Below are 12727 nucleotides of genomic sequence, written 5' to 3' on the forward strand. Positions count from 1 at the left end.
GGTATAAATCAGTACATGAAGGGTGATCGGGTGGAGATCGTCATCGACGCGGGCGGCTCCCCGCGAACCTACGAGGTCACGGCCACCCGCGCGGGCCGGCGCGTCGAGGTGGCCAACCGGCGCGGGCTGGTGGAGGTGAGCGAGGTCACCCGGAGCGGCACGCCGGTACGCACGGCCCGATTCATGTCCAGCCGGATCCTCGCCCTCGTGGAGCATCCGGCCGACGAGGCCGCCGGGGACGACTAGCGGAAGTCCGCCACGTGGTCCTCGGCCCACTGGCGGAAGGTCAGCGCGGGCCGGCCGAGCAGCCGCTCCACCGTGTCGGTCACCCGCTCCGGGTTGTCCACCGCCGCCCCCCAGCCCTTCAGCGCGGCCTCCACGAACCCGGGATCGCCCCAGGCGGCCGTCAGGTGCGCGCGGGCCTCGTCCAGCGGCTGCTCCTCCCAGCGCACCTCGTGCCCGGCCACCTCGCCGATGATCCGCACCTGCTCGGCCTGGGTGAGCTGCTCGGGGCCGGAGAGCACGTACCTGCCGCCCGTGTGGCCGGCCGAGGTGAGCACGTGCGTGGCCACCGCGGCGATGTCCTTCTCGTGGATCAGCGCCCTGACCGCCTGCCCGAACGGCCAGCGCACGACTCCCTGCCGGATCTGGGCGGCCCAGCCCAGCGTGTTGGCGGCGAAGCCGCCGGGCCGCAGGAACGTCCAGGCCAGGCCGGAATGCCGGATCAGCCGTTCGACGCTCTGGTGGAACAGCGTCGGCTCCTCGCCGTCGGCCAGGTCCTCGACGTCGGCGGACAGGTAGACCACGCGGCGGGCGTGCCGGGCGAGGGCCGTCACCGCGCCCGCGGTCGCCGCCTCGGAGTAGCCGGGCCACAGCAGGAAGACGCTCTCGACGTCCCGCAGCGCCGGTTCAAGGGTCTCGGGCACGGTCAGGTCGCCGCGCACGGCCTCCACGCCCTCGGGGAGCCGGGCCTTGTCGGGGTTCCTGACCAGCGCCCGCACGTCCAGGCCCGCCTCCGCGAGCTGGGAGACCACATGTTTGCCCACATTGCCGGTCGCGCCGGTCACCAGAATCTTGCTCATGGCCCCGACGGTAGGACCTCAAGTTAAGTTCAGGTCAACCCCGGCCGTACCTGGATCGTGCCGTCGCGGCGGATGCGGGTCTCGAACATGGGCGCGGGCGCGGTCGCGGGACCGTGCTTCACCGAGCCGTCGGCCAGCCGGAACGTGCTGCTGTGCCAGGGGCAGACCACGCACGCCTCGCCGTCCTCCATGACCAGCCGGCCCTGGTGCAGGGGGCCCGCCAGGTGCGGGCAGCGGTCGGCCAGCACGGTCACCCCGTCGCCCTGGCGCAGCACGAAGAGCTGGATGTAGCCGAGCCGGCGGGCGACCGGCCTGCCGTCGGGCAGGTCCTTGAGCGGGCACAGGTCGTGCCAGCCCAGCGGTACGAGATGGGCGACCTGCGGCGCGTGGTTGGCCCCCGCGGCCTGGCGGTAGGCCATGTGGCCGCCGAGGTAGCCGCCCAGCCCGCCCAGCCCGAGCCCGACGTACGACAACACGCGCCCGGCCCGCTCGGCGCCGCGCAGCCGGGCCACCAGCGAGGCCGACATCAGGCCCAGGGCGGTCATGTTGGCCGCCATGTGCACGAAGCCCACGCGCTGCTGCTCGCGGTGGAGCGAGGACCAGTCGGTCAGCCCGGCCGCCGCCGTGGGCAGCGCGTTGGCGATGCCCGTGGCCAGGAGCAGCCTGCTCGCCCTGGGGTCGGCGTGGGCCAGGTCGAGCACGGCGGCCGACAACCAGCAGCCGAGGGTGACCGTGGCCAGCGGCGGGTGCAGCGGTTTCCCCGTGGGCACGCCGTGCAGCAGGTCGCGCAGAGTGCCCTGACGCAGGCGCTCGCGTACGACCTTGGCCAGCCCCCGGATCGGTTTGTCCATCGCCTTCGACTTCTCGAGTCGATCGGCGAGGTCAACCGGACCGACGAAACCCCGCAATTGCCGACGTCTCGCTCGCACTGTCTCTTTCACGACAAGTCCCCTACCCCGGCCTAGACGGGATCACTCGGAGAGGTGTCCCCTGGCCACGGAGAGTTCTACCAGCTCCAGCGCGTACGCGCCGAGGGAGGCCGACCCCTCCTGGATGATCCGCACCTTCTCCCTGACCTCGCCGGCCGTCACCTTGAACAGCGGCCAGGTGCCGCCCTCGGTGTGGTGGTTGGCCAGGATCGGCGCGAACCGGTCGAGCGCCTTGGCGAACCTGGCCTCCGGCGTCTGCCTGGCCTCGAACTCGTCCCAGAGCTCGCGCAGCCGGGCGCCCTGCTCCGCGGGGAGCAGGCCGAAGATGCGGTCGGCCGCGGCGGTCTCGGCGGCGGCCTGGGCGGCGACCGCCACGTGGTCGTAGACGAAGGTGTCGCCGGCGTCGATCTCGACCAGGTCGTGCACGAGTAACATCGCCACCACCCGCTGGAGGTCCGTTCCGGGCGGGGCGTGCTCGCCGAGGACCATCGCCAGCGTGCCCACGTACCAGGAGTGCTCGGCGGAGTTCTCCCGCCGCGACCCGTCGATCAGATGGTTGCGGCGGATGATCCGCTTCAACTTGTCGATCTCGACGGCGAACGCGATCTGGGCGTACAGGCGGTCCTCTTCTGGCGCGATAGTCACGCGCGACACCCTAATGTGCGGTGATCACCCCGGTTGGTGAAATCGTGACCGGAACTCCGTTGAACACTGCGTTACCACTTGGGATATCCAGGGCGGATTCGTCCGTCAGCACGTTCGTGTTGACACCGGCGTGTTGGGCCGCCACCTGCTGCGTGCTGCCCGCGTGCCCCCAGCCGTGCGGCAGGCTGACCACGCCCGGCATGATCGTGTCGGTGGGCTCCAGCGTCACCGTGAGACTTCCGGTGGCCGAGGTGACCACGGCCTGGCCATCCAGGCCGAGCCTGGCCACGTCGGCGGGGTTGATCTGGAGCGTGCAGGTGTTGGTGCCGCCGACCAGCGGGCCCACGTTGTGCAGCCAGCTGTTGTTGGAGCGCAGGTGGCGCCGCCCGATCAGCACCATGTCCGGCGGCTCCTCCGCCAGCCTGCCGCGCAGGCGCTCGACGTCCTCGACGAGCTGCGGCGGGGCCAGCTCGATCACGCCGGAGGCGGTCTTCAGCACCTCGGGCAGCCGGGGCTCCAGCGCGCCGAGGTCCAGGCCGTGCGGGTGGTCGAGCAGCTTGCGCAGCGACAGGTCGCCCTTGCCGGCCCACTCGCCGTACGGGCCGAGCCGGAGCATGAGGTCCAGCCTGCGCTCGGCGCCCGTCTCGCCCTCCAGCGCGGCCCGCAGCGCGGCCACGTCGTGCCCCTCGACGCCGGAGCCGGGCGTCTGCACGGCCTTGCGCAGCATCTCGCCGATCAGGAACTCGTCCAGGGCCGCCTCCGGCCCGTCCGGCCCGTCCGGCCCTCCCGGCCCATCCATGCCGGACGCGATCACGGCCAGCCTGGCCAGGATCCGGGCCTCGCTGGGCCGTCCGTCCAGCGGCAGCGCGGGGCGCGAGTAACGGGCGTAGTTGCGTACGGCGAACCCGAGCAGCGCGAAGTCGTAGTGGCCCGACTGCAGCACGCGCGGCGGCGGCAGGATCACGTGCGCGTGCCGGGTGGTCTCGTTCAGGTACGGATCGACGCTCACCATGAAGTCGAGCCCGGCGAAGGCCGCCGCCAGCCGGTCGCCGTGCGGCGCGGACAACACCGGGTTGCCCGCGATCGTGACCAGCATCCTGACCTGGCCCTCGCCCGGCGTCTCGATCTCGTCGGCCAGCGTGGCCACGGGCAGCTCGCCGTTGGACTCGGGCAGCCCCCGCACCCGGCTGCGCCACCGCCCTGTCGCGTACGGCCGCCGCCGCGCCCCGAACTCGGTCGCCGGCTTGGGGAACATGGCCCCGCCGGGCCGGTCGAGGTTGCCGGTGAGCACGTTGAGCACGTCCACGAGCCACTGGGCCAGCGTGCCGAACTCGGCCGTGCAGGTGCCCATCCGGGTGTACACGGCGGCCGTCCGCGCGCCGGCCAGCTCCCTGGCCAGCCGGACGATCGTCGCGGCCGGCACGCCGGTACGCCGGGAGACCGCCTCCGGCGGGAAGTGCTTGGCCGCCTCGCGCACCTCGGCCAGCCCGTTGACCTCGTGCCACGGCCTGGCAAGGTCCTCGGCGAACAGCGTGTGCACGATCCCGAACAGCAGGTACGCGTCCGAGCCCGGCCGGACGAAGACGTGCTCGTCGGCCAGCGCCGCCGTCCTGGTGCGGCGCGGGTCCACCACGACGAGCCTGCCGCCGCGCCGGCGCAGGGCTTTGAGCCGGCCGGGGAAGTCGGGGGCGGTGCACAGCGAGCCGTTCGACTCCAGCGGGTTGGCGCCCAGCATCAGCAGGAAGTCGGTCCGGTCCAGGTCGGGGACCGGGACGGCCAGCGGGTGGCCGAACATCAGGCCGCTGGCGACGTGCTTGGGCATCTGGTCGGCGGTCGCGGCGGTGAAGACGTTCCGGGTGCCGAGCGCCTTGATCAGCGGCCCGGCGTAGAGGCCGCCGGCCATCGTGTGGGCGTTGGGGTTGCCCAGGTAGACCGCCACCGACCGGCGTCCGTACCGCTCGGTGACGCGGGCCAGGCCCTGCCCGACGGCTTCGAACGCCTCCTCCCAGCTCGCCTCGCGCCACTGGTCGCCCTCGCGGATCAGCGGCTTGCGCAGGCGGTCGGGGTCCTCGTCGAGGCGGCCCAGGCTCGCGCCCTTGGGGCAGATGAACCCCTTGCTGAAGGGGTCGTCCCGGTCGCCGCGGACGCCGGTGACGTGGCCGCCGTCGTCGAGGGTGAGCGTCAGGCCGCAGACGGCCTCGCAGAGGGGACAGGTGCGGTGGACGGTCGAGGTCATCGCGACTCCTGAGTTCGCCAGGTGAACTCATCTTGGCCCGTCCCGTCCGCAGGGGGAAGCCCCGGGAGCCCCCGCGGTCCCCGGGGCCGTTCCTAGGGAGATGTCCCGCTTTCCCTAGGTCATCGGACGACCTGCGGCAACGCCAGCGGCGTGCGCAGATCGTGCGGCTCCTCCAGGTCGGACCGCAGCGGCGTCCAGGAATGGCGGCCGTACAGGCGTTCCAGGCCGGGAGCGGTCACGCCGGGCAACTCGTCCCGCCGGACGATCTCCACCAGCAGCAGGTGGGCCCGGTCGCGGTGCCGGTGGACGGTGGCGCTCCTGGCCCAGCAGGCTGCCGCGATCTCCGCGGCGTAGGCGTCGAACTCCTCGGCCGAGATGCCCGCCCGCGTCATGACCAGCGCCTTCTCGCCCCTGGCCGAGGGGGTGATCCAGAGCACCAGCGGGATCCGTCCCGACCGGGTGTGCATGGTCGTCTCCAGGCAGACCCGCTGCAGGCGGTGGCGGGAGACCACGCACCAGAAGTGGGCCAGGGCCCAGTTGCGGCCGGTCCTGGTGACGGCGGGCACCGAGACGGCGCTGCTCAGCAGGACGAACGGCACCCAGTGGCCGTCCCGCGCGGCGCCCAGCAGGGCCAGGACCAGCAGCCCCAGCGCCCCGAGCACGATGAGCTCGCTGCGGACGCGCCAGATCCGCGTCAGCGGGCCCCCGCCGCCCGCGCCCGGAAGGTCCTCGACGGCCGGGTAGATCTGGTTGCGCGGGTTCCTCGGCACGTCAGGACACCTCCTCGGGCACCCGTGACGCCACCGTGAGCTGGTCGAAGCGCGGGTCGCGGTAGGCGCGGGCGCCGAAGCCCGTCCTGGTGACCGTCCAGCCCCGGTAGATGGCGAACTCGTCCGGCTCCATGCAGATCTCGCGGTCCGTCCATGCGATCAGATCCCGGATCCGGGTCTTGATTCGGCCGAGCCCCTTGGTACCTTGTGAGTACATAGAAGACCCCTTTCGCGGCATTTCCAGAGGTGGCTTCTTCGCCGGGTCGCAGGTCGGGTCCCCGTCCCGCCGCAGGGTGGCAGCCCATATGCGGCGAACGCGGATCCGGTCTCGGCCCGGCAATTTCTTTCGTGCTCCGATGAGCGACACGCTTTTCAGGTGATGGGACGGTCCTTCCGGCAAGCGGCCTCCCTTGGGCGGACATTCGTATCCGGGACGGCTCCGTTGCCGGTGAGGCGGCCCTGTCGCGGGCGCCCGATCGTGAGCGGAGAGCCCGACGCGCGGGGCCGTTTCGTCATCCCGGCCTCCCCTCGTCGGTCGAGAACCCTCCTGGCTCGATCGTCCTCCGCGTACGGAGATGCTGCAATACATCGAGCAAGGGAAGAATTAAGTTTCTTCGCAGGTTGCTGTTCCAGTTGCCGTGCAACTTGCATGCGTTCTGTCAGGTGTATATGAGACGTCCGGGACGGCCGTAAATCCTCCCCCCGACCTCTATACCTACGTGAAGCCTTGTCTTGCTCCCACGCTCTCTCCGTGAAAGCCTTCGGGCAACCCCATGCGGCAGAGTTCGTGCAAGTTGCAGTGTAAGATTGAGTGAACGGCCCACAAACCGGGTTGCCAAACGATCCGTTCCCGCCACACCTTCATTCCCGACAAGGAGAGTGGACGGTGCCATCGCAGCAGGGCAGTCCGACAGTGCGCAGGCTCCGCCTAGGCCAGGAGTTGCGCCTCCTTCGCGAACGACGGAAGTTCACCGGGGCCCGGGCGGCGCGCGAGCTCGGCTGGTCGGCCAGCAAGGTCAGCCGCATCGAAGCCGCGAAGACCATGCCGAGCGCCGCCGACATCAAGGCGTTGGGCGAGCTCTACAGCCTCGACGGCGACAGACTTGACGAACTCTTCGGCCTCCTGCGAGATGCGGAGCAGCGCGGGTGGTGGGAAGATTATGAAGACTCCCTTCCCGAGGAGTACATCAGGCTTCTCGGGCTGGAGGCGGAGGCGACGGTTCAGCGCAACTGGGAACCCCAGTTGGTGTCCGGTCTCCTCCAGACCGAGGACTACGCGCGAGAGGTCATCCTCTCCGCGCGCGGAATCGTCCGGATCACGCACAGCGGCGTGCGCAGTCGCGTCGAGGCCCGCCTCGACCGTCAGCAACGGGTTCTGCACCGGCCCGATCCCTGCCGCCTCAACGTGGTGCTCGACGAAGCGGTGCTGATGCGGCGCTTCGGGGAGCCCTCGGTCATGCGGGAGCAGATGGAACACCTCATCGAGGTCTCCCTGTTGCCGCACGTCAACGTCCGGGTGTTGCCGCTGGACTCGCTCCATCCGGTCAATACCGGGGCGTTCATTCACCTGAAGTTCACCGGTTTCGACGATGTCGTCTATTTGGAGCACTTGTACACTGCTCACTTCGTAGAGGACCTCGAACGAGTCGCCGGCTATGAGAACGCTTTTGACCACATGTGGGCAGAGGCACTCGACGAGGACGAATCCCGCGTACTCATCCAACGCAAAGCCATGTTGTGGCGGCGCTAGAGCACGCGGTCCCAGTAGGCGGGCAATGGGGCCTGCCTATACCTTTTGGGGAGAAAATGCACACCACTACTACGATCCGGGCCTGGCGGAAGAGCAGCTTCTGCAACGGAGCGTCTTCTTGCGTCGAGGTCGCACCTCTGGGCGACGGCAACGTCGCCCTGCGGGACAGCAAGGTGCAGGACGGCCCGGTGCTCGTCTTCACGCCGTCCGAGTGGGCCGCCTTCACGGCCGGCGTGCGCGACGGTGAGTTCGACCTGGACTCCCTGGCCGCCGGCGTGTGAAAAGCGGCCCTGGCGAGTTGGTGGCACAACCTCTCAGGGCCGCTCCGGACGAGGCCGCATCGGCCACGACCGTACTTCGGTCGCCCAGCTTGTGAGCAGTGAAGACGCCTACATCATCGCATGAGGACCACCCGGGTGATCAAGGTCTGCGCCCGCCCGAGGTGACGAACGGCCCTGGCCCCTTGCGTCGCCAAGCCCCAGGGCCCCTCCCTCCATCGGCCAGGAGCCCCGAAGCATCGCGTACGCCCGTGCACCGGTCCGGCGGTCAGCGCCTGGCGCGGCGGCGGATCAGGAAGAGGCTGCTCAGGCCCGCCAGGACGGCCAGGGCCGCCATCGCGACGGCGGCCATGAGGGAGGCCGAGACGGTGCCGTGGCCCTGGCTCAGTGAGATGAACAGGGTGCCCACGGTCGAGACGCCGATGACCTGGCCGAGTTGCATCACGGTGAGCAGCGCGCCGCTCGCGTCCGCCGCGTACGCGCCGTCGACCTGCTCGGTCGCCATGTTGGTCACCGCCACCTGCACGCCGAGCCCGGCGCCGATGAGGGCGCTCATGACCGCGTACAGGACGCCGCCGTCGGCGGCGAGGCCGAGGCCGAGGTAGGCGGGCGCGGCCACCACGTAGCCGACCGGGACGAGCGGGCGCTGCAGCCCCGCGGGCAGCCGCGGCCACAGCAGGCCGACGAGGCCGAAGGCGAGCGCGCACGGCACCAGCATCATGCCCGAGCCGAGCGGGGAGAGGTGCAGGTCGCCCTGCAGGTGCAGGGCCGAGGTGAACAGGAACGCGCCCCACGTCGCCGGGCCGAACAGCAGGATCGCCAGGCCGGGACGCATGCCCGGCGCGGCCAGCACCTTGGCGTCCACCAGCGGACGCCCGCCCCGGCCTGTCACCCAGCGCTCGACCCGGACGAACGCCACGAACATCACGACGCTGAGCCCCATCGAGACCCAGCCCCAGACGGGCCAGCCCAGGTCACGTCCGAGCACCAGCGGCACCACGAACAGCAGCACGGCCGCCGACAGGGTCACCAGGCCCCACGGGTCGAGCCCGGTCCTGCCGCCGCCCTCGTCGGCGGGCAGGGCGCGGAACCCGATGCCGAGCAGCACCGCCCCGACCGGCACGAGCACCAGGAACACCACCCGCCAGCCGGCTCCGAAACCGAGCAGGATGCCGCCGAGCGCCTGGCCCACGACGATGCCGCCGCTGATCACCAGTGACCAGAGCCCGATCGCCCGTCCGCGGGCCGCGCCCTGGTAGTTGCGCTGGATCAGGGTCAGCACCTGCGGCATCATCAGGGCCGCGCCGGCGCCCTGGGCGAGGCGGAAGCCGATCAGCCAGCCCGTCGAGGGCGCGAGGCCGGCGCCGAGCGTGGTGAGGGTGAACACGGCCAGACCGCCGAGGAAGGCGTTGCGGTAGCCGAAGAGGTCGCCGATCCGGGCGCCGGTGATCAAAAGGACGGCATAGACAATGGTGTAACCGGCGACGATCATCTGCAGCCCCGCGCCGGAGGAGTGCAGGTCCGCCTCGATGGTCGGGGTGGCCACGTTGACGATGTTGACGTTGAGGATGGCCAGGAACTGCCCGACGAGGATCACTGCGAGGAGCAGACCGCTGGCCTTGGCCCTGTCCGGTGGGGTGACGTGGACAGGAGTGGTGACAGTGGCGGATTCGGTCATGTGTTTCATTATTTAGCGAATCCGATACCAGTAACGAGAGTCCCTTTATGCTGGTATTAGCGGCACCTGGATAAGTGTGCGCGGATGCCCCCATAGTGGAGGTGTGACCGTGACCGAGGCAAGACGTACGGATCTGGCGGCGTTCCTCCGGACTCGCCGGGCGCGCATCACCCCCGAGATGGTGAACCTCGCGCCGGGCCCCCGCAGGCGTACGCCGGGGCTGCGCCGCGAGGAGGTCGCCCAGCTCGCCGGGGTGGGCGTCACCTGGTACACGTGGCTGGAGCAGGGCCGGCCGATCAACGTCAGCGGCCAGGTGATCGACGCCGTCGCCCGAACGCTCATGCTGGACAACGCCGAGCGGCAGCACCTCTACCGGCTCACCGGCCAGGCCGAGCCTCCCGCCGTCGCCGACGCCAGCCGCATGCCGCCCGAGTTGCAGGGCATCCTCGACCAGCTCGGCGACATGCCCGCGTCCGTCACCAACAGCCGTTCGGACCTGCTGGCCTGGAACGCGGCCTACGCCGCCCTGTTCCCGCACGTCGTCGAGGCCCCGGACGGCGAGCGGAACTCGTTGTGGCAGACGTTCGTCAACACGGAGGCCCCGACCACCCTCGTCAACCGCGAGTCGGAGCTGCCGCGCGCGGTCGCGGTCTTCAGGGGCGCCTACAGCCGGCACGCCGACGACCCCTGCTGGCAGGACTTCGTACGGCGGCTGAGCGCGGAGAGCGCCGAGTTCGCCCGCATGTGGGCCAGGCAGGACGTGGCCGAGCCGGGCCCCCGCGTGAAGGTCTTCAAGCACGAGGTCGCCGGCGACCTCCGCTTCAGCACGACCAGCCTGAACGTCTCCGCCACGCCCGAGACGCGGCTGATCGTCTACAGCCCCAAGGACGACGCCACCAGGTCCGCTTTGACCTGGTTGATGGGTACCAAGTCCTAATCTGCCGCCCATAGAATGCTCGATCCGTAAAAGTCTGGATCGAGCGGAAATGGCGGTAGATGAGACTCCCCCGTGTCCTACCGGTGCTGGTCGTCGCCGCCTCCCTCGCGGCATGCTCGTCGGCACCTGACAAAGAGCCCCAGAGCAAGCAGGTCGAGCAGCAGGCGGCCGGGTCGCCGAGCTCGAAGCCGAAGCCCGCGCGCCGGCCGTTCACCATCTCCTTCGGCGGCGACGTGCACTTCGAGGGCGTCCTGCGCGGCAGGCTCGCCAACCCGGGCACCGCCCTCGGACCCATCGCGAACGTGCTGCGCAAGGCCGACCTGACAATGGTCAACCTGGAGACCGCCATCACCACGGCCGGGACGCCCGCGCCCGGCAAGCAGTTCACCTTCCGCGCGCCGGCGACCGCGTTCAGCGCGCTCAAGGCGGCCGGGGTGGACGTCGCCTCCATGGCCAACAACCACGGCATGGACTACATGGAGAGCGGCCTGGCCGACTCGCTGGCGGCCATCAAGCGCAGCAAGTTCCCGATCGTGGGCATCGGGGCGAACGCCGCGCAGGCCTACAGACCCTTCCGCAAGACGGTGAACGGCAACCGGGTGGCGATCATCGGCGCGACGCAGGTGCTCGACGCCGAGTTCATCCAGTCGTGGACGGCCACGGCCGACAAGGGCGGACTCGCCTCGGCCAAGGACGAGGCCAGCCTGCTGAAGGCCGTGCGCCAGGCGCGCAAGACCTCCGACACCGTCATCGTGCACCTGCACTGGGGCACCGAGATGCAGAAGTGCCCCAACGAGGCCCAGCGCTCGCTCGCCCCCAAGCTGGTCGCGGCGGGCGCCGACGTCGTGGTCGGCGGGCACGCGCACATCCTGCTCGGCGCCGGATACCTGGACGACGCCTACGTCAGCTACGGCATGGGCAACTTCGTCTTCTACAACTCCACCCCGGGCACCACGGGCAGGACGGGCGTGCTGACGCTGACGATCAACGGCCGCAAGGTGCTCAAGGACCAGTGGACCCCGGCCACGATCCAGGGCGGCATCCCGATCCCCATGACGGGCGCGGCCAGGAGCCAGGCCGTGAGCGACTGGAAGGCGCTGCGCTCGTGCTCGGGGCTGGCCGCGCGGCCATGATCGATCCATCCTCTGGACAGTTCGTCCAATAGGAGGTCGCCCATGCGGCTGGGTGCGACCGGCGGTCTTCGAGGGCGCCCCCGTCGCGCCCGCGATCCTGCTGCCGACCCGCCGCGTCAGGGGCGCGCTCAACGGGCTGGAGCTCCACCGGCGCAACATGTTCGCGCCGTGCACCCGCGGCGGGGGCCGCCACGCGACGACTGTGCGGCCCGGTGTCGCTGATATCGCTCGAATTGAAGATTATTCGCGAAATATCGTCTCGCAATATAGTGTGCCGGGCATTGTGCTGAACAATATGGCGGTCGTCGTCCGGAACATTTTATCGAACATATCATCGGCGGGGGTGTCGTCCCGGGCCGCATTCCCCTCCGGTGGCACCGGGCCGCCGGGCGTCCGCGCTGCGCCGCGGGTCGCGGGCCGGGCCGGATTCGGCGCGCCGACCAGTACGGATATTCGGTTATGCCGGCCCGTGGATTTCGCCATGGGCGACGCGGCGGGCGGTCGTCCGAGAAATCCCGCAAATTAGTAGGTAACGATCGTGCAGACGAGAGAAGATGAATCCGTGTCTTCGCCGCAAATGGATGATGACTGCGTCCACCCCAAAGCTCTCCGGCGGCAGCCGGCCCAACGCCGCAGCGCCCGGCGCGTCGAGCGCATGCTCGACGCCTGCGCCGAACTCCTCGACGAGACCGGCTACGAGGCCCTGTCCACCACCCGCATAGCCGAGCGGGCAGGCGTCGCGATCGGTTCGGTCTACCAGTTCTTCCCCGACAAGCGGGCCATCACCCAGGAACTCACCCGGCGCAACGTCGAGCAGTTCGTGGCGCGCGTGGGGCTGCGGTTCATGGAGGAGGAGTACCGCGGCTGGTGGGAGGCCGTCGACGCGATCATCGACGAGTACGTCGACATGCACCGCACGGTCCCCGGCTTCAGGAGCCTGCACTTCGGCGACGTCGTCGACCTCAACCTGCTCGACTCCGACTCCGAGAACAACACGGTCATCGCGGGCAGGCTGCGCGGCCTGCTGCTCAAGGAGTTCGGGCTGGCCGACAGCGAGACGCTCGACCTGGCCGTGCTGGTCGCGGTCGAGGCCGGCGACGCGGTGCTCAAGCTGGCCTTCCGGCGCGACCCCGCCGGCGCGCCCGACATCATCGACGCCGCCAAGCACCTGGTGCGGGGGTTCCTGTCGCGTCAGCTCAAGTCGTGGTCGCCGCACGTGCTGACCGAGGGCGAGGTGGGACGCTGACCGAGATCTGGGCATGACAGCGACGAGCGATCGTCGCTGTCCG

At 70.2% G+C, this 12727-nt stretch carries 13 protein-coding genes; 6 read left to right on the forward strand and 7 right to left on the reverse strand.

Annotated features, from left to right (window positions below):
• Positions 1-15: 15 nt before the first annotated feature.
• Positions 16-246: a hypothetical protein gene (locus AB0J71_RS23045; RefSeq protein WP_352319104.1), complete on the forward strand. Its 231-nt coding sequence runs from the start codon at positions 16-18 to the stop codon at positions 244-246.
• On the opposite strand, the gene AB0J71_RS23050 is transcribed toward AB0J71_RS23045, so the two are convergent.
• The 6 genes from AB0J71_RS23050 to AB0J71_RS23075 all read right to left on the reverse strand — a co-directional run bounded on the left by AB0J71_RS23050 (position 243) and on the right by AB0J71_RS23075 (position 5879).
• Entirely contained in the window at positions 243-1082 is an 840-nt protein-coding gene (locus AB0J71_RS23050; protein WP_352319102.1) for an NAD(P)H-binding protein, read from the reverse strand. The genes AB0J71_RS23045 and AB0J71_RS23050 overlap by 4 nt on opposite strands.
• 29 nt (positions 1083-1111) lie before the next feature.
• A complete protein-coding gene (locus tag AB0J71_RS23055; protein WP_352319100.1) occupies positions 1112-1933 on the reverse strand; it encodes a Rieske 2Fe-2S domain-containing protein in 822 nt (273 codons plus the stop codon).
• 120 nt (positions 1934-2053) lie between these two features.
• On the reverse strand, positions 2054-2665 hold the full coding sequence (locus tag AB0J71_RS23060; RefSeq protein ID WP_352319099.1) for an HD domain-containing protein: 612 nt from the start codon (positions 2663-2665) through the stop codon (positions 2054-2056).
• Position 2666: 1 nt separating this feature from the next.
• Positions 2667-4892: a molybdopterin-dependent oxidoreductase gene (locus AB0J71_RS23065; RefSeq protein WP_364415895.1), complete on the reverse strand. Its 2226-nt coding sequence runs from the start codon at positions 4890-4892 to the stop codon at positions 2667-2669.
• A 119-nt stretch (positions 4893-5011) separates the two neighbouring features.
• Positions 5012-5662: a hypothetical protein gene (locus AB0J71_RS23070; protein ID WP_364415897.1), complete on the reverse strand. Its 651-nt coding sequence runs from the start codon at positions 5660-5662 to the stop codon at positions 5012-5014.
• 1 nt (position 5663) lies between these two features.
• A complete protein-coding gene (locus AB0J71_RS23075) occupies positions 5664-5879 on the reverse strand; it encodes a hypothetical protein (protein ID WP_364415899.1) in 216 nt (71 codons plus the stop codon).
• A 669-nt stretch (positions 5880-6548) separates the two neighbouring features.
• On the opposite strand from AB0J71_RS23075, the gene AB0J71_RS23080 reads away from it, so the two are divergent.
• Both AB0J71_RS23080 and AB0J71_RS23085 read left to right on the forward strand, forming a co-directional pair.
• Entirely contained in the window at positions 6549-7412 is an 864-nt protein-coding gene (locus tag AB0J71_RS23080; RefSeq protein WP_352319091.1) for a helix-turn-helix transcriptional regulator, read from the forward strand.
• A gap of 56 nt (positions 7413-7468) precedes the next feature.
• On the forward strand, positions 7469-7693 hold the full coding sequence (locus AB0J71_RS23085) for a DUF397 domain-containing protein (protein WP_352319089.1): 225 nt from the start codon (positions 7469-7471) through the stop codon (positions 7691-7693).
• A 265-nt stretch (positions 7694-7958) separates the two neighbouring features.
• On the opposite strand, the gene AB0J71_RS23090 is transcribed toward AB0J71_RS23085, so the two are convergent.
• Complete coding sequence (locus tag AB0J71_RS23090) at positions 7959-9368, reverse strand: MFS transporter (protein ID WP_364415901.1); 1410 nt, start codon at positions 9366-9368, stop codon at positions 7959-7961.
• Between the two features lie 109 nt (positions 9369-9477).
• On the opposite strand from AB0J71_RS23090, the gene AB0J71_RS23095 reads away from it, so the two are divergent.
• The 3 genes from AB0J71_RS23095 to AB0J71_RS23105 all read left to right on the forward strand — a co-directional run bounded on the left by AB0J71_RS23095 (position 9478) and on the right by AB0J71_RS23105 (position 12684).
• Entirely contained in the window at positions 9478-10305 is an 828-nt protein-coding gene (locus AB0J71_RS23095; protein ID WP_352319086.1) for a helix-turn-helix transcriptional regulator, read from the forward strand.
• Positions 10306-10364: 59 nt separating this feature from the next.
• Entirely contained in the window at positions 10365-11438 is a 1074-nt protein-coding gene (locus AB0J71_RS23100) for a CapA family protein (protein WP_352319085.1), read from the forward strand.
• Positions 11439-12015: 577 nt separating this feature from the next.
• Complete coding sequence (locus AB0J71_RS23105; protein WP_352319083.1) at positions 12016-12684, forward strand: TetR family transcriptional regulator; 669 nt, start codon at positions 12016-12018, stop codon at positions 12682-12684.
• Positions 12685-12727 lie beyond the last annotated feature (43 nt).

The organism is Nonomuraea sp. NPDC049637 (assembly GCF_040675235.1).
Lineage (GTDB): Bacteria > Actinomycetota > Actinomycetes > Streptosporangiales > Streptosporangiaceae > Nonomuraea.

What these genes read in the sequence shown, in the direction of transcription:
- AB0J71_RS23045 (WP_352319104.1), top strand. Translation starts at nt 16, where the DNA reads ATGAAGGGTGATCGGGTGGAGATCGTCATCGACGCGGGCGGCTCCCCG.
- AB0J71_RS23050 (WP_352319102.1), bottom strand. Translation starts at nt 1,082, where the DNA reads ATGAGCAAGATTCTGGTGACCGGCGCGACCGGCAATGTGGGCAAACAT.
- AB0J71_RS23055 (WP_352319100.1), bottom strand. Translation starts at nt 1,933, where the DNA reads ATGGACAAACCGATCCGGGGGCTGGCCAAGGTCGTACGCGAGCGCCTG.
- AB0J71_RS23065 (WP_364415895.1), bottom strand. Translation starts at nt 4,892, where the DNA reads ATGACCTCGACCGTCCACCGCACCTGTCCCCTCTGCGAGGCCGTCTGC.
- AB0J71_RS23075 (WP_364415899.1), bottom strand. Translation starts at nt 5,879, where the DNA reads ATGTACTCACAAGGTACCAAGGGGCTCGGCCGAATCAAGACCCGGATC.
- AB0J71_RS23085 (WP_352319089.1), top strand. Translation starts at nt 7,469, where the DNA reads ATGCACACCACTACTACGATCCGGGCCTGGCGGAAGAGCAGCTTCTGC.
- AB0J71_RS23090 (WP_364415901.1), bottom strand. Translation starts at nt 9,368, where the DNA reads ATGACCGAATCCGCCACTGTCACCACTCCTGTCCACGTCACCCCACCG.
- AB0J71_RS23100 (WP_352319085.1), top strand. Translation starts at nt 10,365, where the DNA reads ATGAGACTCCCCCGTGTCCTACCGGTGCTGGTCGTCGCCGCCTCCCTC.
- AB0J71_RS23105 (WP_352319083.1), top strand. Translation starts at nt 12,016, where the DNA reads ATGGATGATGACTGCGTCCACCCCAAAGCTCTCCGGCGGCAGCCGGCC.